The organism is Occallatibacter sp., assembly GCF_049510455.1.
In the GTDB taxonomy this organism is placed as follows: Bacteria; Acidobacteriota; Terriglobia; order Terriglobales; family Acidobacteriaceae; genus Telmatobacter.
Window position 1 is genome coordinate 1 of sequence record NZ_JBEKYX010000016.1, and the last position, 26,408, is coordinate 26,408.

A 26,408-nucleotide genomic window follows, 5' to 3' on the forward strand; every position below is an offset into this window, starting at 1 on the left:
CTCTTTCTTCTGCTAATTCTGAGTAAAACATAAATGGGGTTAATTGCATGCAAAGTTTCTGAAGGAGGTGGGGTTACGAAAGGGTGGTGGACTTTGGTAATGGGGAAAGAAAGGGAAAAGGGGCAAGAGCAGTTCTCCTCTTGCTGTGGAGCGATCCCAGCCTGGCCGCAAAAACAAGTACGCGGCGAGGGTGGGGCGCCCGAACTTTGTATCTTCGGGAGAGATGCTTTAGTCCAGTGCTGCGCGTAGTGCTTCGTGCATGGTGGGATCACGGAAGGTGAAGCCGGCATCGAGAAGGCGCTTGGGAACCACGCGCGCGCTGGCAAGCAGGGCTTCGTCCGCCATTTCTCCGAGGGCGATGCGGAGTGCGAAGGCAGGAGCCGGAAGAATCGCGGGCCGGTGGACGGCTTGGCCGAGTGTGCGGGCGAATCCGGCGCTGGTGACCGCGTTCGGTGCAACTAGATTGATCGGGCCAGAGAGATTTTCCTGATTCAGCAGGAAATGCACTGCAGCTACCCAGTCTGCGAGAGCGATCCAGCTCATCCACTGGCGGCCACTGCCGAGCGGGCCGCCAAGGCCAAGACGAAAGATGGGCAGCATCTGGGCGAGCGCGCCGCCATTGGGCCCAATCACAACGCCTGAACGCAGATGCACAACGCGAATGCCTGCCTGCTTTGCCGGCGCGGCGGCTTCTTCCCAGGCGCGGCAGAGATCGGCGAGGAACCCTTTGCCGGGAGCGGAAGATTCGTCGAGCACTTCATCTCCGCGGTCGCCGTAGATGCCGGCGCCGGAAGCAACGATCAACACCTTTGGCGGGCGGGACAGAGAGGCGAGCGCCTGCGCCAACGCCCGCGTGGTAGTTACACGGCTCTCGACAAGCTCGCGCTTGTAGGCTGCTGTCCAGCGCTTGCCGGCGAGGTTCGCGCCTGCGAGATGGATGGCGGCAGTCAGGCCCTCCAGAGCGCTTTTATCTGGAAATGCAGATGCGGACTCGGGATACCATTCGACTTCCTTATGACTTTCTGGTTGACGGCGGACGAGTTGCAACGTCTCGAAGTAAGGGGCGAGGGAATGGCGCAACGCTGTACCTAACATGCCGGACGCGCCACCTAAGATCAGTTTTCCTGCCATTGAGTTGCCTCCCTGCCGCAACAGTACTTCTATTTGCGGCAGCTCTGAGCGTTCAGTAGCATGGGAACATATTTTTATCCGGGAACAAGTTCCCGGTTTGCACGCTTCAGGAGGATCATGATGTCCGTCGCAGGAGCGGCACGTAGATTAGATGCAGACCCGGAGCAGGCTGTCCCGGTTGGTGAAGAAACCGCCGAGCGATTCATAGAAGAAAAGCGTATCGGCGAACGCATCAAGCGCCTGCGGCTCAAGAAATCGATGGGACTGGTGGAGCTTGGCCGGCAGACCGGCCTCTCGGCCAGTTTTCTCTCGCAGCTTGAGACCGGGCGAGTGGTTCCGACGCTTCGCAACCTGGCACGGATTGCAATGGTCTTCTCAAAAGATCTGGCTCACTTTTTTGAAAACGATCCGCAGCCGCTCTTTCGCGTGCATCGGCGGCGGGAACGCGTCCGTCTACCGCAAACGGGCGCGGATCATCCCGCATATTTTTTTGAGAGCCTGGGCTTCATGGTGCCGGACCGGCAGATGGATCCCTATTTCGCACAGTTTCTGCCCGCGGAGGATGAGGCTGCGCGGCAGGAGGCGATCCGGACGCATGTGCATGCGGGCTTCGAGTTTCTCTATGTGCTGGATGGGCGGTTGGAGCTGCGGCAGGGAGAGAATCACGCAACGCTGGAGCCGGGCGATGCGGTGTATTTCGACTCCGGGACGCCACACTCGTATGTCTGCGTGAGCGAGAAGCCTGCCAGCGCGGTGATTGTGGCAATGCACCAGACGGGGACAGTGCAGGTAAAGCCGGTTGCGACGCAGGCTGCGCCGAAGGCTCCGCATCCGATGCGCTAATCCTTTACGGCTTCAAAGAACGCAGCTACTTCCTGCCAGTTGTCCACACGAGTAAAGCCCGTGACGGCGAGATTGTGCGGCGCGGAGAAGAGAATACCGTGGCCTTCAAAGCGTTGCAGGTTTCGCGGCAGGTCATCAATGAGGTAGTCGGCGCGGAGAATATTCTTGTTGCCGCAGAAGACGTAATGCGTAGGCGGAATAAAGGAGAAGTGGCGCTGCAGCCAGTGGTATTTTGCCGCAAAAGAGTTGGGCACGGACATGGCCGCGGTGGCGATGAAGACTTCAAAGCGTTGCACCAGGCTGCGGAGCACCTCCTGGGAGCCAGGTATCAACGGCAGGTCGGCAAAGAAGTCCTCGGCATCCAGAAAAGCACGGAGCTGCTCCTGGCGGTCCATGGGAGTAACCTCCCAGAGATTTTTTCCGGCCAGATCCTCGGTTGTAAGCGCTTCGTCAAATTCATGGTTGTAGCGGCGGAGATGCTCGGCGAGCGTATCGGCCATCACTTCGTCCATATCGACACAGATGCGGCGCACGGCGGGGTCCTTGAGGGTGGAGTCGTTCTCAAAGAAGATTAGCAGTGCTTGAGAAGAAATTGCGCCTGTAGTCCGATAGATAATATTGAATTCCGCCGCAGCCCCCGTGAACTCCGCGGTCTCTGGCGTGGGTCTGCATAAACAAGGCGGGCCTCAGTGGCCCGCCCTTCGTCTGCGATGAACTCAGCGCGAACGAGTGTTGGCGAGAGCGCGAAGAATCGTGCGGGTATTTTTGTTGCTGACCTGACGAAGATACATCGTGAGAGCGAACATCAGGACCAGGAAGAAAAGGTCAACGCGCAGCAGGGAATGCAGGAGTCCACTCAAAGTCTCCAGCGGAAACATGTGCAGATGCATCCAGACAAAGACGACGAGGGCCAAAATGGCAAGTACGCCGACGATAATGCGCGAAAAACGTTCGGACCTGTCCGCATCCGCGAGGGCTCGCTGGACGAAGGCGATTTCCGCATTGGCGTTTTCGGAGTTGGGTTGCTGAGGTTCGGGGCTCATGCTGGTTTCCTTTCAGGGGTGAGATGTTTACGAAGGCTGGCGACTCCGTAATGGAGGCGCGACTTGATGGTGCCGACCGGAATATCCAAGATGGCGGCACATTCTTCGAGGGAAAGCCCGTGCTGGTAATGGAGTAGCAGCACCGCTCGGCTGGCCGGTGTAACGCGGTCGAGAAGGTTCACAAAGACCTCGTCGGGTAGCTCGCCGGGACTCGGATCCAGCGAGATGAGCTGTTCGGGTGGCACGTCATCGAGGGGCTGCCAGCGGCGGCTGCGCTTGAGATGGGAAAAGGCAATGCGCGAGGCGATGCGGAAGCTCCACGGACGAAAAATGGCGGGCTCGCGCAGGAACGGGAGCTTGCGGAATATCTGGATTGAGGTTTCTTGCAGAATGTCGTCCGCGAGAGTGACGCCGGCCAGACGGATGATGTAGCGGCGCAGCGGCGTGTAGACATCATGGAGGAGTTGTTCTAAAGCGGCCCGGTCGCCGCTTTGAGCGAGAAGCACAAGCAGGGTCTGGTCGGGTGTCGATGGCTCCTTCATGTGAGTTGTGGTGTCCATACTTGTAAGAGAGCTGCTTAAGAATAAAAGTTCGGTTCCGGAGTATAAATAATTACGGTTACGCAAGGCAGTGTGACGAATGCGCAGAAGGCCGCTCAGAAGGAAACCCGCATGGTGCGGCGCGATGGAAGAAGAAGCCACCGTCTGAGCAGAGCGGATAAGCTCTAGTGGGTCAAGGAATTAGCCCTATATGCGACGCCGTGCATCTAATCGTCTAAATATATGACTTGTGCGGATTGCCGCAGAGGGGCCGGGGATTGGACCAGAAAAAAGGATCTTTCTTTCGCATACACAGGTGGCTGATGTGGCTGGCCGGCATAGTCGCAGTGGTGCTGATTGGCGTCAGTGTGGCGCTGAGCATCGTGGCGCGGAGGTTTGAGCCGTATGTGCGGGCGCGGATAGTGCAGGGTCTGGAGCAGCGGTTCCATACGCATGTGGAACTGGACGGCTTTCATGTGCAGGTGAACAATATCCGCCAGGGCGAGTGGGGCATCTGGGCGACCGGGCAAGGCCTGCGTATCTGGCCGCCGCATCCGATGAATGGCGTGCAAGCGCTCGACACAAGCGTGAGCAGCGGAGCGCCGCTGATTTCTCTCAATGAATTCAGTTTTCACGTGCCACTGCGCTGGAGCCAGACCAAGGAGATACATATTGGCGAGGTGCGGCTGAAGGGGATGCACATACGCGTGCCTCCGCGCGTGAAAAATCCTGAAACCGGAGAGCAATCGAGAGGGTCGATTTCGCAACTTGCCAAATCTGCGTCCGGCCAAGAGCCAGACGAGATGGTTGCAACCGATTCAGAGCCAGAGGGTAAAAAACTTCCCGCGCTGCGGATAGATCGCGTGGTCTGCGACGATGCGGACCTGCTTCTTGAAACCAACAAACCGGGCAAGCTGCCCATGCACTTTCCCATTCCGCATTTGACGCTGACCAAGGTGACGCCGGGCGGAGCGATGGGCTATGTGGCGGACGTGCTGAATCCCAAGCCGCTGGGGCCGGTGCATGCGGCGGGCAGCTTTGGTCCGTGGGTGACGGCCGATCCGGGTATGAGCTCGATCAGCGGCACGTATCACATGGAGAAGGCCGAGATGGGCGTCTTCAAGGGCATCGCCGGGCTCATCACCTCGGATGGAAAGTTTGCGGGAACGATGCGCAACATTTCGATCACGGGCACGGCGAATGTGCCGGACTTCCGGCTGATTCATTTCGGCACGCCCATGCCTTTGGCCACGCGGTTTGATGCGCGAGTGGACGGCACAGACGGCGATACGTGGCTGGACAAGGTAGACGCCACGCTTGGCCATTCGCAATTTCAGACATCCGGGAAGGTGGTGCGGGTGCGCCTGGATGTGAACGGCAATGTGACGACGGCACAGAGCGGCCAACTGGTGCTCGACGGGCATGTCATTGACCTGAACGTAAACGTACCGCACGGGCAGATGGAAGACTTTATGAAGCTGACGAGCAAGAACGGCACTTCGCTGTTGACCGGCATACTCCAGACCAAGGCGCATCTGATGATTCCGCCGGGCCATGACACGGTGGAGCACAAGATCAAGCTGGATGGCACATTCGATCTGAGCAATGCGCGGTTTGCCAGCGACAGTGTGCAGGCCAAGATCGAGCAACTAAGCCTGCGTGGTCAGGGAAAGCCTGGTGAGCTGAAGACGGCTGATCCTACACTTGTGCGGTCCGAGATGCGCGGCACGTTTCACATGGAGAATGCGGTGATTACGCTGCCGGATCTCGTTTACAGCGTGCCCGGTGCGGATATTCAACTGAAAGGCAGCTATGCGCTGAGCGGCGCGCTGGCCTTTGACGGCACGGCGCGCATGGAGGCCACGGTCTCACAGATGCTGGGCGGCTGGAAGGGACTGCTGCTGAAGCCCGCGGATAAATTCTTCAAGAAGGACGGCGCGGGAACGCTGGTGCCGATTACGGTCAAGGGTACGCGCGAGGCGCCGGAGTTTAGCGTAGACTTCAGCCGCATGGGGTTGAAAGGCACAAGGCCCGAGCGGCCAGACCAGAAGCAGCCGGGCACGCAGCAGCAGTAAATCGGCGTCCTTGAGCCAAGGTCTATTCGGAACGGTTGAAATGAAAGAAATTTCGCACTGACCCCGATACGCCGGGTATTCCTCCGTCACCATAGCGGTGAGACGGCCCGCAAGCGGGGGCGCAGTGAGGACGAATCTTCTCTGCGACTGCATTCCAGCGGGCATCTCGAGATTTACAGGGGGATAGCCATGCCGCAGGTCAGCGTGCAATACAAGATTTTTCTGTCTGAAGGAAATCACCGTCAGCCGCGCAACGCGAGCTACATTCTCGAATCGAATCCGCCGAGCAAAGAGAACGTGACCGGCCAGGGCATAATTGGCGGAGTGGCGGTGGACGGCGGCGGCTCGATCCTTATTAATGGTGTTCCGCAGCCGGTAGATCCGTGGGGGCCGTTGACGGTTTCGCTGGTGCGCTCCTCACTTGTGACGGCAGGCTGTGCGGCGGCCGCTCCACAACTGGCCGCGGCAGGACGCAGACTGGCAGCGGCTGCGGCATTGGAGTCGATCCGCGCCGCGCTGCCGGCGATTGAAAGAGAGGCGGCTGGCTGCGAGTAAGCCGCAGTTTTTTGAAGCCTCGATGGAAGAGGCGAAAGGGTCCGTCGGGCATACCAGCCAGGCGGGCCTTTGTTCTTACGCCGCGCGCAATTGTTATCTTAGTGTGAATTTATCCTCAGGCAGCGGATGACTTTCAACTCGTATTGATGATCCATTTATAAGTTGTTCGCAATAGCTGGCTACGGTTCAGCTATGAAAGCAAAATTTATATTTATTTTCTTTGCCGCCATTTGCACGGCGGTTTTCGGAGTGCCGGCGTGGGCGCAGTTTGACAACGGGAGCCTTGTGGGCACGGTGAAGGATGCCTCCGGCGCGGCAGTGGCCGGAGCGAGTGTGACGGCGGCCAACGCCGCCACGGGCATTTCGGCCCACACGGTGACGAACAGCTCAGGCGACTACGAATTTCCCGATTTAAAAGTAGGCAGCTACTCGATCACGGCTACCTTCGGAGGTTTTTCGCCCGCCGAGGCCCAGAACATCAACGTCTCTGTATCCAGCCGCGTGCGTATTGACCTGACCCTGAAGGTGGGCAGCGCGGAGACAACGGTTGAGGTAGTGGGCCTGGAAGTGGCGCCGGAAACGGAAACCAGCGAACGCGGCCAGACGATCTCGAATTACCAGACGGCGAGCCTGCCGCTGGTAAGCCGCAACTATTCCGACCTGCTGGCATTGGTGCCCGGTTCGCGGCAGGCGCCCACAGCCGCGACGACAACCGCTGTGACCAGCCTTGTGCGCGCAGGCTCGTACAACGTGAACGGCCAGCGGTCCATGTTCAACAACTATCTGCTGGACGGCCTGGACAACAACGCCTACGGCGAGAGCAACCAGGGCTTTGACAACCAGATCATTCAGCCGCCGCCGGATTCCGTCTCGCAGTTTCAGGTGGTGACGAATAATGAGAGCGCCGAATATGGCCGCTCCTCGGGCGCAACGATCAACGTGGCCAGCCGCAGCGGCACAAACCATTTCCACGCCACGCTGTATGAATTTCTCCGCAACACGGATTTGAATGCATTCGGGTTCATCAAGGCGGTTAGTGGTACGCACGAATTCCCGAAGCCGGGCTTCAACCGCAACCAGTTCGGAGCGAATTTCTCCGGTCCGGCCATCAAGAACAAGTTCTTCTGGTTCCTGGATTATGAAGGTTTTCGGCAGACGTTGACACCGACGGTGGTGTTGACGGTGCCGACGCAGAACGAGATCAACGGCATCCTGGCCGTGGACGTGCAGAACCCGTACCAGCCGGGTACGTATTACAAGGCGGGAACGTCGATCCTGAACTCACCGAACGTCAGCCCGATTGCGAAGCAGGTTGTGTCGCTCTTCAGCCAGTTGCCGTCACAGTGCCAGATTGCCTCGGGCAATCCGGGCATCAATCCTGCGACTGGCATTGCTACCAACGACTGCGCGACCAATGCGCCGTTCACGGACAACGCCGACAAGGGCGACCTGCGCCTGGATTATCAGCAGAACGAGCGGAACTCGTGGTTCCTGCGCATCAGCGACCGCAAGGAGACGGGCATCAACTACAAGACGCTGCCGGGGGCGCTGGACGGACAGACGAACGGGCAGATCCGCATTCTGGACCAGCAGGTTGTGCTTGGCTACACGGGCCTCTTTGGCACCAACAAGGTGCTCGATGCGCGTCTTGGCCTGAGCGGCACGCAAGCGGGCAAGTACACGCTTTCGATCGGTGAGAACTCGATTACGTTTCCGGGCCTGCCGACGGACCCGACCGTGGCGGGCGGCCTGCCTTCGATCGGCATCAGCGGCGGCTTTAGTGGCTTTGGACGCCAGAGCACCAACCCGCAGTGGCAGAACCCTTCGATACTGGACCCCAAGGTGAACTTCTCCTGGGTCAAGGGCAAGCACTCGCTCAAGTTCGGGTATGAGTACGAGCATATCTGGATGGAAGTACAGGATTCCAACCCGCTCTTCGGCTCATTCAGCTTTGGCAAGGGTTACAGCGCCTGCCCGGCGAGTGCGGGCAGCGCCTGCGAAAACACTTCTCCTGCCGCGGACACCTACTGGGCGGACTTCCTCTTTGGCGCATCCAATAACTATGCGCTGGCGACCTACTTCAAGGCGCATCTGCTGGACAGCATGGATAATGTCTACGCGCAGGACGACTGGAGGGTTGCACCGAAGCTGACGCTGAACCTGGGCCTGCGCTGGGAGTACGGCGCACCCTACTCGGAGAGATACAACAACCTTTCGAACTGGATTCCGGGAACGGTCTCCATGCTGACGCTCACGCCGGGTTATGCAGGCAGCCAGTTTATTCAGCCGTACAAAGGCGGCGGCGTCTACGGCAAAACGCTTGTGAATCCCGATCTGGCTGACTTTGCCCCGCGCGTCGGGTTAGCATGGCAGTTTCTTCCGGAGACGGTGCTGCGCGGCGGCTTTGGTATCAGTTACGCACACTACACGCGCGCCGGTTCGGGCGACATTCTGCCCATCAACGCGCCCAACGCGCTGTTTGTGAGCGTAACGCAGCCTTCCACGGCCACATCGGCGGGCTACCAGACCGTGGACAAAGGTTTTCCGCAGGGATTGGCAACGAACTTCTTGCCAGGCACCGACAACATTACCTACATTCCGAAGAACACCCGCGATAGCTACGTGGAGAACTGGTACCTGAGCATGCAGCGGCAGCTCAGCAAGAACGTTCTGATCGACCTGGCCTACGTGGGCAATCACGGACTCAAGCTACAGGGCTTCTTCAACGCCAACCAGGGCAATCCGGCGCTGGGCCTGGCGAGCGCCAATCCGGGGAGCGCACCGGTAGGCGCGGGCTTTGCGCGGCCTTATCCCACATGGGGCGGCGATGTGGGCACTACATGGACCTACGGCGACATTACCGAAGCCGGCAATGTCTTCTGGTCGCACTTTAATGCGCTGCAGTTCAAGTATGAGCAGCGGTTTGTCGAGGGGTTGACGCTGCTGAACTCATTTTCATGGGAGCGGTCGACGGACAACGCGTCTGCTTCGCTCGAAGGCAACACGCCCAGCCCGCAGAATGCCAACAACCTGGCCGCTGACTACAACCAGAGCGACTACAACCTGCCCCTGTCCAACGTCACCAGCCTCGTCTATGAGCTTCCCGTGGGTCACGGCCGCAAATACATGGGCTCTGCCAATTCGTTGGTGGATGCCGTGTTGGGTGGCTGGCAGGTGAGCGCGGTCAACACGATGCAGGGCGGCACGCCGTATAACATCGGCTACACGCCGAACTCGGCGCAGGCGGTGAGCCCGCAGATATCTGCCACCTACCGCGGCGCCAACGAATACCGGCCAGACCGGGTTCCCACGGTGGCCATCAACAACTGCCACAGCGGCCACTCGTGCCTTCAGAAGGTGAGCGCGGTAAACGGCACGGTGCAGTACGTCAACCTGTCGGCATTCACGCTGCCGGCCATTAAGGACGCGAACGGTAATCTGCTCAGCCCCTTCGGCGACGCATCGCGCAACCCGGCCCGCACGCCGAATTTTTATGAGACGGACCTCGACTTTAATAAGAAGTTCCATGCCGGTGAGCACGTAGGCATGGAGTTTCGCGCCGAGATCTACAACATCTTCAACCACACCAACCTGTACCTGCCCGCCAGCGGTTTGAGCGGCACACAGTCCAGCACTGGTGCACTGAATCCAGCTACCAGCGGCGGCACGGTCTCCGGCACTTTTGAGCCGCGCATCGTGCAGTTCGGACTCAAAGCCACCTTCTAACCAGCCGGAAGCGGCAAACAGCGGCCCGGCTATGGCTGGGCCGCTTTGCTTTGTGCAGCTAGAGGTTTTCCAAATTGCGAAGGGTGATGAAGTGGCCGCTCTGCTGAGCAAGATCGGAGAGGAACCAGCCCAGCAAAAACAGCGCGGTAATCGCGCCAAGAGACCAGAGATAGAGCCGCACCGGCGGTGTCTGCGAGAGAGCCAGATCGCGATCGGGATTGGTGCGCGCGGGCACCAGGAAGAGTATTCCGCTCAGCAGGCAGATGCAGGCAGCAAAGGCCAGCCGCGCCAGTGCAAAGATCAGCCGATCATGCCAGTGCGTGCCGGGAAGAAAGAAGGTGTAAATGGCCGCATGGTACAAGCTGACTATGCACAGGAAGAAAGAAGCCGCTTTGGCGATATCCAGGAGCATGGCAGGCCACTGCAAATAGTTTAGTTCCGATTGCGATGGAATGGGAGAGCCTGTCTGCTTCTTTCGCAATTAAACTCGTAGCTGACTTTTTACTTCCACCAAGGGCCGTGACGAAAGAGAGGCATCCGGATGTTCCCCTATGACGCGGCGCTCGAAGCAGCCCTGCAGACGACGCCGGACTCGATTACCGATGTCTTGAGCATCATGAAAACCATCGACTCGATTTGCGCGGTGAATGATGGCTTGCGGTGGTTTAACTGGCTGTACATGCAGGTGACGCAGGCAGTGGAGCAGGATGTTGCAGCCGGGGGATTCAGCGATGCGGCGTGGCTGACTGCGCTTGATGTTGCATTTGCGACGTACTATTTTGATGCCCTGCGTGGCTACCTGAGCGGGGCGGCATGCGCGGGATGCTGGGCAGCGGTGTTTGCCGTGCGTGACCAGGCGCCGATTGCACGCATTCAGTTTGCGCTGGCCGGCATGAATGCGCATATCAATCACGATCTTCCCCAGGCCATTGTGCAGACCTGCCACAGCACAAACATAGCGCCGAAGCATGGAACGCCGCAGTATACGGACTACACATCCCTGAATACACCGATGGACGCGCTGGTAGAAACAGCGAAGCAGACGCTGGACGTGCGGCTGCCGGGCGATGCACTGCCGCCGATTACGCACCTGGAAGATACGATTGCCGCATGGAATCTGGCTGCTGCGCGGGAAAGCGCATGGCTGGCTGCGGAAGCATTGTGGCAGGAGGACCCAATTGTTGCCGGTGTTCATCTGAGAATCCTGGATGGATTGACGACGGTGATCAGCAAGACGCTGCTTGTGCCGGCGCCGTGAAGGGCGTAGTTTGGTGTGTTTCAGAAAGTGGGGGTAAAAGCTCAATCTGGCGCATCTGCGGCTAAATTGTGTACGTTTACATTGGAGGAAAAGCATGAAAAGTATCGCGGGACGGCTGGGCCTGGTGGTGTGTCTTTGCCTGATGCTGGCGCAGGGCGCAGCGGCTCAGGAGACACAGGCGCGCTGGAGCGAGGCCGATGCCAATGCCTGGTATGCGCACCAGCCGTGGCTGGTGGGTGCGAATTTTCTTCCATCTACCGCGATCAACGAGCTGGAGATGTGGCAGAGCGATACCTTCGACGCGCCGACGATTGACCGCGAGCTGGGCTGGGCTGAGGGCATCGGCATGAACACCATGCGGGTCTTTCTGCACAACCTGCTTTGGGAGCAGGACCCCGCGGGTTTCAAGAAACGCATGGATGTGTTTCTGACGATCGCGGCGAAGCATCACATCCGGCCGGTCTTTGTGCTATTTGACTCCTGCTGGGACCCGAATCCGAAGCTCGGTCCGCAGCACCCGCCGATCCCCGGCGTGCATAACTCGGGCTGGGTGCAGGCTCCGGGCAACGATATTTTGCGTGATCCCGCACAGTATCCGCGCCTTGAAAAATATGTAAAAGGCGTGGTGGGAGCCTTTGCGAATGACGACCGCGTGCTGGCATGGGATGTGTGGAACGAGCCGGACAACGGGAACGATAGTTCCTACGGTACGAAGGAAGGCCACACCAAGGAGCAGCTTGTGCGGGCGCTCTTGCCGCATGTTTTTGCGTGGGCGCGCAGCGAGCATCCGCGCCAGCCGCTGACGAGCGGCATCTGGCAGGGCGACTGGAGTTCGCTCGACAAGATGTCGGCGATGTCGCAGGTGCAGATTGAGCAGTCGGACGTGATCAGCTTTCACAACTACGGCTGGCCGGAGGATTTCGAAGCGCATGTGAAGCTGCTGGAGCAGTTTCATCGGCCGCTCCTCTGCACCGAATACATGGCGCGTGGCGCAGGCAGTACCTTTGACACGGTGTTGCCCATTGCAAAGGCGCATCATGTGGCGGCCATCAACTGGGGACTGGTAGTGGGCAAGAGTCAGACGAACCTGCCGTGGGATTCCTGGCAGAGGCCGTATGTGAATATCAAGCCGACCGTCTGGTTTCACGACGTGTTTTATGCCGATGGCCGGCCCTACCGGCAGCACGAGGCGGATCTGATTCGGCAGTTGACGGGCAGGCCGTAAAGATTTTTCTGGACGCAAAGATTTTTGTGGGCCTGGAGATTTTTGTGGAATTGTCCGGCGGCATAAGCCTAGAGTCTGAGTTATGACCACCAGCAGCCGCCGATCTTTCCTGCGCAACACCGCCGCACTGGCCGGAGCGTTTTCTTCCAGCAGCCTCTTCCTTGAGGCGCATGCCGCGGAGTGGGCCTCGGCATCGTCCGCTGTCAACGGCCTGAGCGATACCGATGTAGCGCAGAATGAAGACTACTGGAGCGTGATTCAGCGCGCGTATTCGGTGGACCCGAATCTGATCAACCTCAACAATGGAGGCGTTTCGCCCGCGCCTGTGGTGGTGCAGCAGGCTGTCGAGCGTTACAACCAGCTTGCCAATGAGGGACCGTCTTATTACATGTGGCGCATCATGGATCAGGGCCGCGAGCCGCTCCGCGAAAAGCTCGCCCACCTGGCCGGCGCTGACCCGAATGAAGTTGCCATCAACCGCAACTCGACTGAAGCGCTCAACACTATCATTTATGGGCTTGACCTGAAGGCCGGTGACGAGGTGATCGGCACAAAGCAGGACTATCCCAACATGATCAACGCCTATAAGCAGCGGGCCATGCGCAATGGGATCGTCTACAAACAGATCAGCTTCGATTTTCCCATCGAAGACGATGAAGTCATCGTGAAGGCATACGAGCAGGCCATCACGCCGCGCACAAAACTGATTCATGTAACGCACATGGTGAACTGGGTGGGGCAAATTATGCCTGTGGCAAAGATCAGCGCCATGGCGCACGCGCGCAACATCGAGGTGATTTGCGACGGCGCGCACTCCTTTGGCCTGATGGACTTCAAGGTTCCCGATCTTGGCTGCGATTACTTTGGCACCAGCCTGCACAAATTTCTTTCCGCGCCCATTGGCACCGGAATGCTCTGGATCAGCAAGGACAAGATCGAAAAGATTTATCCGCTCACCTGCAACGATCATCCGCACAGCGCAGACATTCGCAAATTCGAAAGCCTCGGCACGCGCAGCTTTCCGCTGGAGCAGGGCATTGGCGAGGCCATCAACTTCCACATGGGCATTGGGCCCGCGCGCAAGGAAGAGCGCATTCGCTATCTCAAAAACTACTGGGCCGCGCGGGCGCGAGAGTCGAAAAAGGTAAAGCTGCACACGTCGCTGGATGCGCGCTACTCATGCGCCATCTGCGGCGTCAGTATTGACGGCATGACGCCGGGAGAACTCGACAGCGCCCTCTTCAACCAATACAAGATTCACACCGTGGGCATTGTGTGGGAGAACATCAGTTGCGTGCGCGTCACGCCGCATGTGTATACATCGATTGCCGATCTGGACAAGCTCGTCGGAGCGATTCACACCCTGTCTGCCTGAGGAGCCGCATGAACCTTGAATTCTTCTTCAAAACATTGGGAGAGATATGGGTGGTGGGGGAAATCCTCATCGCCATCCTCACCTACACACGCCAGGGGAAAGGCAAGATATTGGATCGCGGAACGCAGATCCTTCTCTGGGTCGTGATTGTTGCATCGAGCTGGATAGACGCATGGATGCATAAATTTTTTCCGTTCGACATGCCGGGGCGTAATAGCTGGCTGCTACCGGTGGCTCTTGGAATTCTGATTCTCGGTTTGGGCATTCGCGCCGTAGCAATCCTTACGCTGGGCAGAGCCTTCAGCGCCAATGTCGCAGTGCGCGAAGGGCAGAAATTGCAGCGAGGCGGACTCTATGGCCTCGTCCGTCATCCTTCCTATCTTGGCCTGGAATTAATTCTGCTGGCCTATGCAATTCACACACGCACATGGGCCTGCTTTGCAGTTTTCTTCGTTCCACCCACTCTGGCCGTCTTATATCGCATTCATGTTGAGGAGACAGCGCTCCGCAACGCTTTTGGAGCCGATTATGAAGACTATAGCCACAGCACAAAGCGTCTGATTCCGGGCATCTATTGATGCGTATTCGCATGCTCAGGATGATCGTCCGCATGTGGCACAGGCATAATTTTCTGCCGCGGACCAGCGCGCTCGTTCCCGCACCCTCAAGGGGCCAGCCTTAACACGCAACCTATAGAATTGAATCTGGCCACTGCCGCTGAGAGAGTACGATGAGCGAGTTTCCCCATGCCATGATTCGAGAGATTTACGAGCAGCCTGAAGCTATCGGGCGCACGCTCGATCTGTACCTGGAGGGCGACAAGCTCAAGGCGGAAGCCTTTACCAAGATTGCTCAATGGCTGAATCCGCGCGGCGAAGTGCTGATTGCCGCCTCTGGCTCCAGCCGCCACGCAGGTCTCGCGGCAGAGATACTGCTCGAAGATCTCTGCGGGTTGGCCGTGGATGTGGAATACGCCAGCGAGTGGGGCACGCGCGGAACGGCGAACCCGCGGCGGCCTTCTGTTTTGGTCATCTCGCAATCGGGCGAAACATCGGACACGCTTGCCGCGCTGCGCGTGGCGCGCGAGGCCGGTGAACCTACCCTTGCGATTGCCAACGTGCCGGGTAGTTCCATGCTGCGTGAGGCTGCCGCAGCCATGCCGCTGGCTGCCGGTAAAGAGCTCGCGATTCCTGCAACAAAGAGCTTCACCGGGCAGCTAACCGCGCTCTATCTGCTCGCGCTGTATCAGGCTGAGCGGCTTGGGGTGATGGATGCGGCGCAGATTTCTTCCAGCATCCGTGAGCTGCGCGCTCTGGCAGGGCAGATTGCCCGTCAGCTCGATGGCTGGCACGATGTGGCGAAAACACTGGCCCACAAATATGCGGACGCGAATACTTTCCTCTATCTCGGCCGCGGAATTCACTACGCCATTGCCCGCGAAGGCGCGCTGAAGATGAAGGAATCGAGCTATGTGCACGCCGAGGGCTATCCCACCGGCGAGCTGAAGCACGGGCCGAATGCATTGGTCGGCGAGCATGTGCCGCTCGTTGTACTGGCCACGGTGGATAGCGGCCTTGAAGATTCAGTGCTTCGTTACGAGAAAACCGTGCAACTGCTCGAAGACATGAAGAAGCAGGGTGCGCGCGTGATTGCAATTGCCAATACCGGCGATGCACGCATTGCCGCGCTGGCCACGGATGTCATCGAGGTTGAGCCGACGAGCGAGTACCTGCTGCCGATTGCGGAAGTGATTCCGATGCAGCTTTTCAGCTACTTCATGGCGCTGGAACACGGCGTGGATGTCGACAAGCCGCGCAATCTATCGAAGGCTGTCATCGAGGTGTAATTAAAGTCGGCGCTTTGCCCGGATTTGTCAGACACTATCTAGGGCCTAACCCGCCAACCAAGGACGCTTCCCTTCACTGCGCTTCCGCTCATGTTGCTGGTCTCGAGCAGAACCTCAAAGTGCGGAATCGTGCCATTGGGCCTTCGAATTCGATTGAGGAATGGCAGCAGTTGTGAATCGTCTGAAACAAAGTCCCAAGCGCACTCCGTGCCCGCCATGGAAGTGCCTTCAAGAATGAGCGCATCTCGATCTCCACCGAGATTTGGCAAATAGGCGACGATGCCGTAGACGCGATGCCGGGGATCTTCATACGCGGAGTTCCACTGATGCGCCTCGTTCCCTTGCGGGGACCGGTTGGAGACGGTAAATACTCCGCTTTTCCAGTTCTTTGAAATTACAAAGTTCATATTGCGCTCAAACAACTCAACCCAGGGATTGCCCTCCGCGGCCCCCAGCAGAATGACATTGCCTTGTTTGAGGTCGTTCGGCCTTACATCGCGCGCATAGCGCACCTCGAACTTGCTTTTTTCCGATCGAGCAATCTCTGTGATGGAACGGACTACTTCGAGGTCGACAATCGAGGTGTATCGTCGCCGGCCCAATTGGCTCGGCAGTGTCTCGCGAGCGTTCGGCGTCTTCGAACTTGTTTCCAGGTAGTCGCCTCTCAGATATTCAGCCAACCCCACGTCGCGGTTCATCGATGCCTCCGATATCACCAGCCCTGTATCGGAAGGAACAATTAAAGTTGGCTGTGCTGCGGAGAAGATCGGGATGGCGAAGGAATGAGCCGGCGCCGGGTTGGAGCCGCCGTTCGCGAGACCACCCCGGTCATGGACGAGTATGGCCACAATCCCAACGGCAAGAATCGCAACGAGGCACCAGGCTACCACGGCGCCTGAAGAGCGCGGCGCGGCGGCAACTCCCGGTTCGATGGTTGAGGCTGCTTCCGCGGTAACGCGCGATCCGGGAGAGACAACCGGGGGCGGGACTGAAGTCCGCGGCTCAAAAAGAGGAATGTATCCTCCCCGCGGGATCACGATCCGCGTCGATTCATCGGCGCCTTCTCCGCTGAAGTAGAGGTCGAGGCGTTTGCGCAGGCGGCTGGCCTGAGTGCGCACGATCCCGTCTATCGACGAGTCGTAGTCGAGCTGCCGATCAAAGACCGCCTCGCCAATCATCTGTTCATTGAGTTCCTTCCCTCGGCCCGCGAAGGTTCGGTGGCAGATGTACGTCAGGAGGCTCGACAGCCGTTCGCTCTTCGCGAAAGCGGAAGAGGCAAGAATGCGGCCCAGCAACTCGCGCCGCGGATCGGCCGCTGCGGGAACTGCCTCTGCGAAAGAGGTGGAGCCGGGTTTGTAACGGGCGGAAGGCATCACCAGGCTATTATTTTTAGTAAACCAGAGCGATATTACTCCAATGTAAATAGCGCTTTTAACACGGCATTCACTGTATCGGATACCGTTAAAGAACTGTAAATAGCAGATTTAAAATAACTTACAACGTGTATCGGAGTCGTCTCTGTGAATTGCTTTGGATCCCCGCCAAACCGGTGGTAGTTCTATGTCTGCTGATTATTCCGACAGCAAACATAGAACCCCGAAATCATCTTCATTCAGGAGATAGCCCATTATGATCAAAACTAAAGGTGGCATTGTGCCGGACGCGCAGAGTGCTGTCGCACCATCAGGAATCCACCGAATAGGCAGGACGCAACCTCACCTCTTTTGCATCTACCTGATTCTGTTTTGCGCTTCCGCCTTTGTTCCGGCATGGGGGCAATTCGACTCCGCATCGGTGCTCGGGACCATCAAGGACCCCAGCGGCTCGCCGGTCTCGTCCGCGAGCGTGGAGCTGCTGAATATCTCCAAGGGCGTGAGAGTAACCCGTCAGACCGGTGCCAGCGGCGACTACGAGTTCATTAACGTGCAGCCAGGCGACTACATGGTTACGGCCACGGCAGCCGGATTTGACAAGACGCAGACAGACCGGTTCACTGTGACGGTCGGCGCCCGGCAGCGTGTCGAGCTCACTCTTAAAGTCGGCACCGCCTCCCAGAGCGTGACGGTTACCGGAGCGGCCACCTTGCTGGAGACCGATTCCAGTGACCGGGGTGAGACCGTTCGCACCGAGGAGGCGGTCAACCTGCCGCTGAATGGCCGCGCCTATGCCGACCTCTCTCTGCTGGTTCCGGGTGTGCGCGAATCCTTGCTTGAGGTGCTCTCGTTGCCCAGCCGCGACGCCTCTTACAACGTCAACGGCCTGAATTCGATGACCAACAACTTTCAGCTCGACGGCATCGACAACAACGCGTACCAGAGTGCGAACCAGGGCTACTCGAACGAAGCGATTATTCCTTCGCCCGACGCGGTGCAAGAGTTCAAGGTTGAAACCGACAACTACAGCGCCGAATATGGCCGCGCCGGGGGAGCCATTATCAATGCAACAATCCGTAGCGGAACCAACCGATTCCACGGCGTTATCTACGACTACCTGCGCAACACTGTACTGAATGCCTACGGCCCGTTTATCGGCACAGGCGTGAAACCGACCCTGGTGCAGAATCAGTTTGGCGGCACGTTTGGCGGACCTATCAAACGGGATAAGCTGTTCTTCTTTGGCGACTATGAAGGCCTGCGCCACCTGGACCGCTCGATTCAGACGGCTGTGGTGCCGACCGCTGCCCAGGCGCAGGGCGTCTTTACGGACGCGAGTGGCAACCCGATTCCCCTGCGGAATCCGATTACCGGCACGCAATACCCCAATGGCGTCATCCCTGTCAGCGACCAGAGTCCCTTCGCGGCAAATGTGTTGAGCATCCTGCAGCAAGATGCGGCGCCCAACCAGAACGTCGCGGCGGGAGGAAGTAATTTTGTTTCAGCGCCGGCCAATACGGAGAATGTCAACAAGGGCGATGGCCGCATGGACTATTTCATCAGCCCGCGCGCAACCGCCTTTGCCCGCTACAGCCAGGGTTCCTGGGTGTACTTCCTGGCGCCCAATATTCCGGGATTGGCAGGAGGCAATAGCAACGGAACGCTCTACGCCTACACCCGGCAGATCGCCGGCGGCTATAACTTTTCTCCTACAACGAACTCCATTCTGCAGCTTCGTCTGGGACTGACCTGGACCAATAGCGGCAAGTCGCCGGTCAACATCGGCGCCACCAACCTGCTGGCGGAATACAACATTCCCAACATCCCGACCAACCCAAGCATCAGTGGCGGCCTGAACAGCCAGGCGGTCACCGGCTACTCGCAGTTTGGGCGCCAGACGACCAATCCCCAGTACACCGATCCCTACGATGTCAATCCCAAGGTGAATTACAGCCTTACAAAGGGCCGAAACAGCTTCAAGATGGGCGGCGAATATGGCTATCAGAACATGGCCATCTCCGACTTCCATCCCCAGGACGGCGAGGATATCTACGGCGGCCAGTTCAGCAACACCAAGACCACAGCGGCCACGGATGCCGTACACATTCAAGCCTATAATCTTGCCGACTTCCTGGTGGGCGCACGCAATAGCTATCAGCTCAACAATCTGGCCTCCATCGAATACGAGCGTCGCTGGTATATGGGCTACTTTCAGGACGACTTCAAGCTCAACAACAAGCTGACCTTCAACCTGGGAGCGCGTTATGAACTGGTGACGCCGCCCTGGGAAAAGAACAACCACCTGGCCAACTTCGATCCCACCACCGACACACTTGTTCAGGCTTCCGGCGGCTCGATCTACAACCGTGCCCTGGTCAATCTTGACAAGAAGAACCTGGTACCGCGCGTCGGCTTTGCCTACCAACTGGACTCGAAGACCGTGATTCGCGGCGGCTACGGAATCGGGACCATACATTACTTCCGCTTTGGCGGCGAGAGCACCCTGGGATATAACGGCCCGTACATTGTCGACGCCACCATCAACCAGACCCCGCCCTTCCCGGCGAACGGCGCCACGCAGCAGCTTTGCACCTCGTTGACGGAAGACCCCGGCACCTGCTTCCGCACCACGCAGTCTGGCTATGAAACCAACTTTGCCACTCCGCAGAACTTCTCCACGCTGGAAGCGGAGACGCGCTATATCCCCAGGACCTTTCCCGCGGCGTATGTGCAGGCATTTCACCTCACCGTGCAACGGGAGATCATGAAGAACACCACGTTTGAGGCATCCTACGTGGGTAGCCATGGCATTGGCATTCCCGTGCTCACCGACTACAACCAGGCAGCCACGGAACCGGCGAGCTGCGATTCGGGAGTCGGATGCCTCTCGCAACAGGCTCGCCGGCCCATCTCCACCTTTACCAACATTCTGACTGCTCTTCCCAAGGGCTACCTTGACTACAGCTCTTTGCAGACCAAGCTGGAACGGCGCTATAGCAACGGGCTCTACGTGATCAACTCCTTCACCTGGTCCAAGGCGGTGAACAATGCCTCGGCCGATCTGGAAACCTACGGAGGGGACGGATCGCTGGTCAACTTCTACAACCCGGCCGGAGACCGCGGCGTCTCCAGCTACAACCAGCCATTGAACGACACGTTGTCGATCATCGGCGATATGCCGTTTGGCAAGGGACGGATGTGGGGGCAATCCGCTCCAGCCTGGGCGCAGACTGCCCTGGGCGGCTGGCAGGTCACGCTGATCAATACGGTGACCAGCGGCCTTCCGATCAACCTGACCTACACTCCGGCGGCGGCGTATGTCGTGTCGAGCACCAGCGAGGTGTACTCGGTGCGGCCCAACCTGGTCAGCACCGCGGCGGCGGTCTATGCGCCCCGCTCTACGTGGCATAAAACAACCAGCGCGCTCGAGTACACTCTTCGCGGCCTTGACAGCCAACAGACCAACGGAATCGCGCCCCAGGTCAGCGTCCCCACGCCCAGCCAGTACTTTGGCAACGCGGGCCGCAACAACTTGAGCGGGCCGACTTTTGCGCAACTCAATCTCGCGTTGCACAAATCCCAGCAACTGTGGTCGGAGGCGAGCAAGATTGAATTCCGCATTGAGGCCTTCAACGTTCTGAATTCGACCAACTATCAGTACCCCGATAGTGCCGTCACCGATGGGGCGAGCTTCGGCTCCTACACCGCGGCGACCACCTATCCAGCGCGTGAGGTGCAGTTAGCGCTGCGCCTGGCGTTCTAACCCCCATCAATTATCGATTTCCAAGACGACCTGTATTCCACTCCGGCAAGCGCGATGCTTGCCGGGGTACTTACGCCTGAAAAGGCCGTGATTTTCTCCGGAGACTTCATTCATGTTTTCAAATCGGAACATCGCTGTCTGTACTGTTGTTCTATCCATCGCTCTTCCACCGTGCGCAACCGCTCAATCCTCTCCAAACGATACTGTGCGGATGAATCAGATTCAGGTAATTGGCACGCATAACAGCTATCACGTGGGCATCGCGCCGAGCGAGACAAAACTCATGCAGGCTCAAAATCCCGAGCGCTATAAAGTGCTCGAATACCGGCATCGTCCCCTCGACCAGCAGTTGTCTTCCGGCGTCCGGCAGATTGAATTGGACGTCTACGCCGATTCCCAGGGAGGCCGCTACGCACATCCCGCGGGGCCGAGGTTTGTTGCCGCGGCAGGTCTGCCGCCCGACCCGGATTTCGATCCGCAAGGTTTGATGAACAAGCCGGGTTTCAAGGTCATGCACGTGCAGGATTGGGACTATCGCAGCGTGTGCCAGCCATTCACTGCCTGCCTTCAGATCGTCCGCCAGTGGTCTCTTGCGCACCCTGGGCATCTTCCCATCTATATCCTGGTCGAGACCAAGCAGACGGACCTTCCCGCTCAATATCACGCGGTCGCAACTGAAAAATTCACCTCGGCTACCTTCGACGCGCTCGATGCCGAGATCCGCTCCGTATTTAAGCCCAGCGAACTGATTACTCCCGACGATGTACGCGGCAAGCATAAGACGCTGGAAGAATCGGTCCTGAGCAACGGTTGGCCGACGCTGGCATCCGCGCGGGGCAAAGTCGTTTTCCTGATGGATCAGCGCCCGGTTGGCCCTGTGTACTTGAACGGACATCCGTCGCTACGCGGAAGAGTGATCTTCACCAATGCGCAGCCCGGTGAACCCGATTGCGCATTTATTGAAGAGAACGACGGAACGCCCGAAGTCATCTCCGCTCTGGTTCAAAAGGGCTATCTGATCCGCACCCGGACGGACGAGGAGACTTTAGAGGCACGCGCCAACCAGACGGCCAAGCGCGACGCGTCACTCGCCAGCGGAGCGCAACTCCTCAGCACAGACTACCCGGCGTCGGAACCCGCGTCCTGGTCTGGCTATTCAGTAAGTCTTCCCGAGGGGGTAGTGGCCAGGTGCAATCCTGTGTTTAAGTCCACGTCCTGCACTGCCGCCGCTCTGACAGAAACCGGTCAACACTGAAACACGCATGGCCGTGGACCTCTCCCAGGGCTGTCAGCCGCAAATCTGCGGTTGTCTCCCGCCGAGAATGTTCATGGCTTGGAGTCTGGGGCATGCATTGGGAAAGAGATGTCACCCACTTGATAAATGACCTTGCGTGGCGAAACCGGCGTTGCGGGAACCTTGCCGTCGCGGGCGGCCGCATAAGCGCTGACCAAGGCGAGGCCCGCCGCCGCCATCGCCCGCGAGATCCTTGCCGAGATTGCTCAGCTAGGGAGGCTTCGACAGACTGGTCATCAATTGGGTTAGCAGCAAGTAACAAAGGAGACGGAGCAATGTTTCTTGCAGGATTGAAATTCGGGTTTGGCTTTCTAATCGGAATGAGCGGAGTGGTCGTCATCGGTGTGGCGTTGGTTGCGCTGGCCGAGTGGTTCAGGAATTGGTGGAAAGTCAAACGCGCCCGGCAAGGGAGAGCGGAGCAGGCGAAGCTCCGTAAAGAACTGGTAAATCAAGCGAGGTTTGTCACTGCACGACGCACGAAGGCGCTCATTCTGTGGCGCTCCCCTCGAGACGCTGAAGAGCGCGCGGAATCCTCAGGCCCAAGGATCGTGTACATTCGATAGGTTTCCCTGGCCGGTGGAAATGCAAGGAAAAGCCCTGCATGCAGTGCGTCGTTAACTGCGGACTCCGTGCATAAGGAAATGGAGTGGCAATAGTTGCCAGAATTGCTTACGGAGCCGCGCAGAAACTACCGCGAGACCCGTTATTTTCAGGGTCGATGGTTGTCAGAATAATTGTTTACGTCCACGGAACTCGCGCACCACATCGCCGGGATCGCGGTGCTCGCCGTCAATGGCTTCATTCATCGCGCGCATATCTTCGGCGGTGATCTTGCCGGCCAGCGCATCGAGAGCCTGTTGAATCTGCGGCCAGCGCTGCAGCGCATCCTGCCGCACCAGCGGAACCGCCTGGTATGGCGGAAAATAATGGCGGTCATCTTCAAGCGCTGTGAGCCCGAAGGCTTGAATCGGCCCGTCGGTCGAATTGCCGGCAATCATATCTACCTGATGCGCATTGAGCGCGCGATAGAGCAGGCCCAGATCCATCGTTCGTGGAGGCGCTGCGAACTTGAGTCCATACGCCTGGCTCAGGCCAGGCAGGCCGTCGGGCCGCTGCTCGAACTCATACCCCACGCCGAGGCGCCACTGCGGCGTGTACTGCGCAGCCTGGCTCAGCGTGGTCAGGTGTAGCTGCCGCGCATCTTCGCCGCGAATCACCATTGCGAATGTGTTCTCAAACCCAAGCGGTGCGGCAACGGCAATGCCGTAGCGCGAAGCGTAGAGCCGTCGCACTGTATCGAGAACATTCTGCGGATTTCGATCCACAGGCTGCTTGAGAATGGCCGTGAGCGCAGTGCCGGTGTATTCCACATAAGCATCAATGCGCCCGGAGACAAGCGCCTGATGGCAGATGTAGCTGCCTGCAAGATAAAAACGGCGCTCCACTTTGAGGTTCGATTTCGCCTCGATCTCCTGCGCCAGCAGTTCCCCTAAGACAACCTGCTCGGTGAAGTTCTTTGCGCCGATGACGGGATGATTTGCGCGCGGAGGCTCGCATCCGGAAAAGAGAATACAGATTGCCGCAGTAGCGAAGATGGTGAATCCACGCATCATCTTTCCGGAACCCGCAGCCTGCGCTCCAGAAGGCCAAGCGCGGCATCTGCTATCAACGCTAATCCTGCCGCCGGAATAGCCCCTGCAAGCACCAGCCGATTGTCGACAGAGGCCACACCGCGAAAGATCAGCTCGCCCAGTCCGCCAGCGCCGACAGCTGCTGCAATCGTGGCAATGCCGATGCATGTGACCGTCGCCGTACGAAGACCGGCGAGAATGAATGATGCCGCAAGCGGCAGCTCCACTTTGAAGAGTCGTTGTGTGCCGGTCAGTCCCATGGCCTGCGCTACATCCATCACTGCGGGATCAATGCCGCGAATGCCCGCATAGGTGTTGCGGAGAATTGGCAGGAGCGCGTATGCCGTGAGTGCCACGATTGCGATGCGCGCCGCGCGGTCCCCGAGCCACGGTAGCGGCAGCAGAAACCCGAACATTGCAAGTGAGGGAATGGTCTGCAGAATATTCGCTATGCCGATAATAGGCCGTGCCCACGCGGGTGAGCGCGTCAGCCACACTCCAACCGGTACGGCAATGGCCGTAGCAAAGAGCATGGCCGCTGCGGTGAGCCAGAGATGCTCAATGGTGAGCGAGAGGATTGTTGCCCCGTTCTGCTGGAGAAAAGACGAACTCATTCTTTCCTCCCGTGCGCGGGCTGGTCCGCTCCGCGATGAAATGCATGTAGATAGGCTTGCACCTCGGGCACTGTAGATTGCATGAATGCATCCGGAGCGAGATCGGCAATCACTTTGCCGCTGCTTAGCAGCACGATTCGATCGGCTAGATAGAGTGCTTCGTCCAGATCGTGCGTCACGAGCACGACAGTCTTGCCCATGCGCGTCATGAGATCGCGCATCATCTCCTGCATCTCCGCGCGCGTGAGTGGGTCCAGCGCGCCGAAGGGCTCATCCATGAGGAGCACGTTCGGTTCTGCTGCCAATGCGCGCGCCACGCCGACGCGCTGGCGCTGCCCGCCGGAAAGCTGATGCGGATAACGGTGGGCAAAACTTGCCGGATCAAGCCCGACGGTTTTCAGCAGCGTATGGCTCCGTTCAATGCGTTCCGCTCTCGGATGCCCTTCGGCCTCAAGAACGAGGCCCACGTTGCGTTCAACAGTGAAGTGCGGAAAGAGCCCCGACTCCTGGATCACGTAACCAATGCCACGGCGCAGCGCGATCAGGTCTGTATCGCGCACACTTCGGCCATTCACCAGTACGTCGCCGCTGGCTGCTTCCACCATGCGATTCACCGTACGCAGCAGCGTGGTCTTGCCGGAGCCGCTGCGGCCGAGGATTGCGGTCGTAGTTCCTTCATCGAAAGCAAGCGAAATGCCATCCAGCAGCAGCCTGCCCTGCTGCGTGGCAACGAAGAGATTCCGGAACTCGATGGCCGCGCTCATATCCTCGCACTTAGTGTACGAGCATTCGGCAGCAATCAGACCTCACCTTTGCTCAGCGCGCTGGTGCGAATGCCGTAAATCAGTACCGCGACATAGCATACTGCCACCACCGAGTAGCCGATGGCATAGCTGCCGGTGTGCTTGGCGATCAGCCCTAAAATCGGAGGCACAATTGCCGCGCCCACAATCGACATGACGATGAGAGAGCTTGCCAGCTTTGTGCGCGGACCCAGGTCTCGCACGCCCAATGCGAAAATCGTTGGAAACATCATGGACATGAAGAAACTCGAAAGCAGCAAGGCACCCGCGCCAACAAAGCCGGGAAGAAAAACACCGATCGCAACCAGGAAAATGTTGATGGCCGCATAGAGAGCCATCATGCGCGAGGGATGAAACCATCGCATGACTGCGGTTGAAACAACGCGGCCCAGAAAGAACATGGTCAGATTGCCGGTGAGAAAAAACAGCGCAGCCTGCCGCTCGGAGATGCTTGTGTACTGCTTGACGTACGGGATGAACGCAGACCACGTGGCCACCTGCGCGCCGCAGTAGAAGAACTGCGTTACCGTTGCGCCCAGCACCTGCGCGGTGCTTAGCAGCGAAAAAATTTCGCGCACCACGCTGTGGCCCATGCCGGAGTCTTCATCGCGCGTCCCGGGAAAGCGCACCGCTGCGATGATGGCCGCAAGCGCGAGCACGCCGATGCCGATGCACACATACGTCGGCACCACGCGCATCAATTCGCCGTGCAGATAAGCAGCGTATGTGCCCTGCGCCTTCATCTCGGCCACGCGATTCGCCGGCAGCTCCACACCGGAAAAAATAAAAAACGTGCCGATGAGAACGCCGAAGATGGTGCCGGGAGGGTTGAATGCCTGCGAGAAGTTAAGCCGCCGCGCTGAGCTTTCCGGCGGGCCTGTCTGCGCGATAAAAGGATTGGCCGAAGTTTCAAGCGTCGCGGAGCCACAACCCACAAAATAAAGCGCAGTCAGCATGAGCCAGTAGCGCCCGATCACTGCGGCAGGCCAGAACATCAGCGTACCCGTGCCGAAGAGAATCAGGCCGAGCAGAATGCTGGTTTTGTAACCCCAGCGCCGCGCCGCCAGCGCCGCCGGAAGCGCCATGCAGAAGTAGCCGAAGAAAACGGCAGTCTGCACCAGTTGCGCTTCCAGCGGAGACAGCTCAAAAGATTTTCTGAACTGCTGTACCAGAATGTCGGTAAGGTTATTCGACATTCCCCAGATGAAAAACAGCACGGTGACAAGCGCGAAAGGCAGAAGCTGCCCTGCGGGAAAGAGCTGGCCCGCATCATGTGCCCCGGATTGAGTTGAGAGCGGCTGTGTCGTCATGGGT

22 protein-coding genes are annotated in these 26,408 nt (G+C 58.6%); 12 read left to right on the forward strand and 10 right to left on the reverse strand.

Going from position 1 to position 26,408, the window contains the following annotated elements; genetic code table 11:
* Positions 1–228: 228 nt before the first annotated feature.
* Positions 229–1,131 (reverse strand): TIGR01777 family oxidoreductase, encoded by a 903-nt coding sequence (locus ABSG47_RS04735; protein WP_424167082.1) that lies wholly within the window; start codon positions 1,129–1,131, stop codon positions 229–231.
* Positions 1,132–1,248: 117 nt separating this feature from the next.
* Between ABSG47_RS04735 and ABSG47_RS04740 the strand changes: the two genes are divergently transcribed.
* Complete coding sequence (locus ABSG47_RS04740) at positions 1,249–1,974, forward strand: helix-turn-helix domain-containing protein (protein ID WP_424167085.1); 726 nt, start codon at positions 1,249–1,251, stop codon at positions 1,972–1,974.
* Here the strand turns inward: ABSG47_RS04740 and ABSG47_RS04745 are convergent.
* From ABSG47_RS04745 to ABSG47_RS04755, 3 genes are all read right to left on the reverse strand, one after another.
* On the reverse strand, positions 1,971–2,507 hold the full coding sequence (locus tag ABSG47_RS04745) for a 5' nucleotidase, NT5C type (protein WP_424167087.1): 537 nt from the start codon (positions 2,505–2,507) through the stop codon (positions 1,971–1,973). The genes ABSG47_RS04740 and ABSG47_RS04745 overlap by 4 nt on opposite strands.
* 183 nt (positions 2,508–2,690) lie before the next feature.
* A complete protein-coding gene (locus tag ABSG47_RS04750; protein WP_424167089.1) occupies positions 2,691–3,017 on the reverse strand; it encodes a hypothetical protein in 327 nt (108 codons plus the stop codon).
* A complete protein-coding gene (locus ABSG47_RS04755; protein ID WP_424167092.1) occupies positions 3,014–3,577 on the reverse strand; it encodes an RNA polymerase sigma factor in 564 nt (187 codons plus the stop codon). Before ABSG47_RS04755 ends, ABSG47_RS04750 begins: the two co-directional genes overlap by 4 nt.
* Before the next feature lie 257 nt (positions 3,578–3,834).
* On the opposite strand from ABSG47_RS04755, the gene ABSG47_RS04760 reads away from it, so the two are divergent.
* The 3 genes from ABSG47_RS04760 to ABSG47_RS04770 all read left to right on the forward strand — a co-directional run bounded on the left by ABSG47_RS04760 (position 3,835) and on the right by ABSG47_RS04770 (position 9,912).
* Positions 3,835–5,631: an AsmA family protein gene (locus ABSG47_RS04760; RefSeq protein ID WP_424167094.1), complete on the forward strand. Its 1,797-nt coding sequence runs from the start codon at positions 3,835–3,837 to the stop codon at positions 5,629–5,631.
* A 189-nt stretch (positions 5,632–5,820) separates the two neighbouring features.
* Entirely contained in the window at positions 5,821–6,186 is a 366-nt protein-coding gene (locus tag ABSG47_RS04765; protein WP_424167096.1) for a hypothetical protein, read from the forward strand.
* A 192-nt stretch (positions 6,187–6,378) separates the two neighbouring features.
* Complete coding sequence (locus ABSG47_RS04770) at positions 6,379–9,912, forward strand: TonB-dependent receptor domain-containing protein (protein ID WP_424167099.1); 3,534 nt, start codon at positions 6,379–6,381, stop codon at positions 9,910–9,912.
* Between the two features lie 58 nt (positions 9,913–9,970).
* Here ABSG47_RS04770 and ABSG47_RS04775 read toward each other — a convergent pair whose 3' ends face one another.
* Positions 9,971–10,324 (reverse strand): hypothetical protein, encoded by a 354-nt coding sequence (locus tag ABSG47_RS04775; protein ID WP_424167101.1) that lies wholly within the window; start codon positions 10,322–10,324, stop codon positions 9,971–9,973.
* Positions 10,325–10,453: 129 nt separating this feature from the next.
* Between ABSG47_RS04775 and ABSG47_RS04780 the strand changes: the two genes are divergently transcribed.
* The 5 genes from ABSG47_RS04780 (at position 10,454) to ABSG47_RS04800 (ending at position 15,616) form a co-directional block, all read left to right on the forward strand.
* Entirely contained in the window at positions 10,454–11,170 is a 717-nt protein-coding gene (locus tag ABSG47_RS04780; RefSeq protein WP_424167104.1) for a DUF5995 family protein, read from the forward strand.
* 94 nt (positions 11,171–11,264) lie between these two features.
* Positions 11,265–12,395 (forward strand): glycoside hydrolase 5 family protein, encoded by a 1,131-nt coding sequence (locus ABSG47_RS04785; protein WP_424167106.1) that lies wholly within the window; start codon positions 11,265–11,267, stop codon positions 12,393–12,395.
* 82 nt (positions 12,396–12,477) lie between these two features.
* Positions 12,478–13,770, forward strand: coding sequence for an aminotransferase class V-fold PLP-dependent enzyme (locus ABSG47_RS04790; RefSeq protein ID WP_424167108.1), 1,293 nt, complete (start codon positions 12,478–12,480; stop codon positions 13,768–13,770).
* An 8-nt stretch (positions 13,771–13,778) separates the two neighbouring features.
* Entirely contained in the window at positions 13,779–14,348 is a 570-nt protein-coding gene (locus ABSG47_RS04795; RefSeq protein ID WP_424167110.1) for a methyltransferase family protein, read from the forward strand.
* A gap of 152 nt (positions 14,349–14,500) precedes the next feature.
* Complete coding sequence (locus tag ABSG47_RS04800; protein WP_424167112.1) at positions 14,501–15,616, forward strand: SIS domain-containing protein; 1,116 nt, start codon at positions 14,501–14,503, stop codon at positions 15,614–15,616.
* Positions 15,617–15,654: 38 nt separating this feature from the next.
* Here ABSG47_RS04800 and ABSG47_RS04805 read toward each other — a convergent pair whose 3' ends face one another.
* Positions 15,655–16,989 carry a hypothetical protein gene (locus tag ABSG47_RS04805; RefSeq protein ID WP_424167115.1) on the reverse strand — a complete coding sequence of 445 codons (1,335 nt, stop codon included), beginning with the start codon at positions 16,987–16,989 and terminating at the stop codon, positions 15,655–15,657.
* 256 nt (positions 16,990–17,245) lie between these two features.
* Here ABSG47_RS04805 and ABSG47_RS04810 point away from each other — a divergent pair, with 256 nt between their 5' ends.
* From ABSG47_RS04810 to ABSG47_RS04820, 3 genes are all read left to right on the forward strand, one after another.
* Complete coding sequence (locus tag ABSG47_RS04810) at positions 17,246–20,752, forward strand: carboxypeptidase-like regulatory domain-containing protein (protein WP_424167117.1); 3,507 nt, start codon at positions 17,246–17,248, stop codon at positions 20,750–20,752.
* 211 nt (positions 20,753–20,963) lie between these two features.
* Positions 20,964–22,007, forward strand: coding sequence for a phosphatidylinositol-specific phospholipase C1-like protein (locus ABSG47_RS04815; RefSeq protein ID WP_424167119.1), 1,044 nt, complete (start codon positions 20,964–20,966; stop codon positions 22,005–22,007).
* 314 nt (positions 22,008–22,321) lie between these two features.
* Positions 22,322–22,609: a hypothetical protein gene (locus tag ABSG47_RS04820; protein ID WP_424167121.1), complete on the forward strand. Its 288-nt coding sequence runs from the start codon at positions 22,322–22,324 to the stop codon at positions 22,607–22,609.
* A gap of 162 nt (positions 22,610–22,771) precedes the next feature.
* Here ABSG47_RS04820 and ABSG47_RS04825 read toward each other — a convergent pair whose 3' ends face one another.
* From ABSG47_RS04825 to fucP, 4 genes are read right to left on the reverse strand one after another with little or no spacing between them, the layout of a single operon-like run.
* The gene (locus ABSG47_RS04825; protein WP_424167123.1) at positions 22,772–23,659 is read right to left on the reverse strand and encodes a glycine betaine ABC transporter substrate-binding protein; all 888 of its coding nucleotides are present in this window, start codon (positions 23,657–23,659) and stop codon (positions 22,772–22,774) included.
* Positions 23,656–24,291 carry an ABC transporter permease gene (locus ABSG47_RS04830; RefSeq protein ID WP_424167125.1) on the reverse strand — a complete coding sequence of 212 codons (636 nt, stop codon included), beginning with the start codon at positions 24,289–24,291 and terminating at the stop codon, positions 23,656–23,658. Before ABSG47_RS04830 ends, ABSG47_RS04825 begins: the two co-directional genes overlap by 4 nt.
* Complete coding sequence (locus ABSG47_RS04835) at positions 24,288–25,055, reverse strand: ATP-binding cassette domain-containing protein (RefSeq protein ID WP_424167127.1); 768 nt, start codon at positions 25,053–25,055, stop codon at positions 24,288–24,290. The genes ABSG47_RS04830 and ABSG47_RS04835 overlap by 4 nt, the downstream gene beginning before the upstream one ends.
* 35 nt (positions 25,056–25,090) lie before the next feature.
* Entirely contained in the window at positions 25,091–26,404 is a 1,314-nt protein-coding gene (gene fucP, locus ABSG47_RS04840; RefSeq protein WP_424167129.1) for an L-fucose:H+ symporter permease, read from the reverse strand.
* Positions 26,405–26,408: the final 4 nt, after the last annotated feature.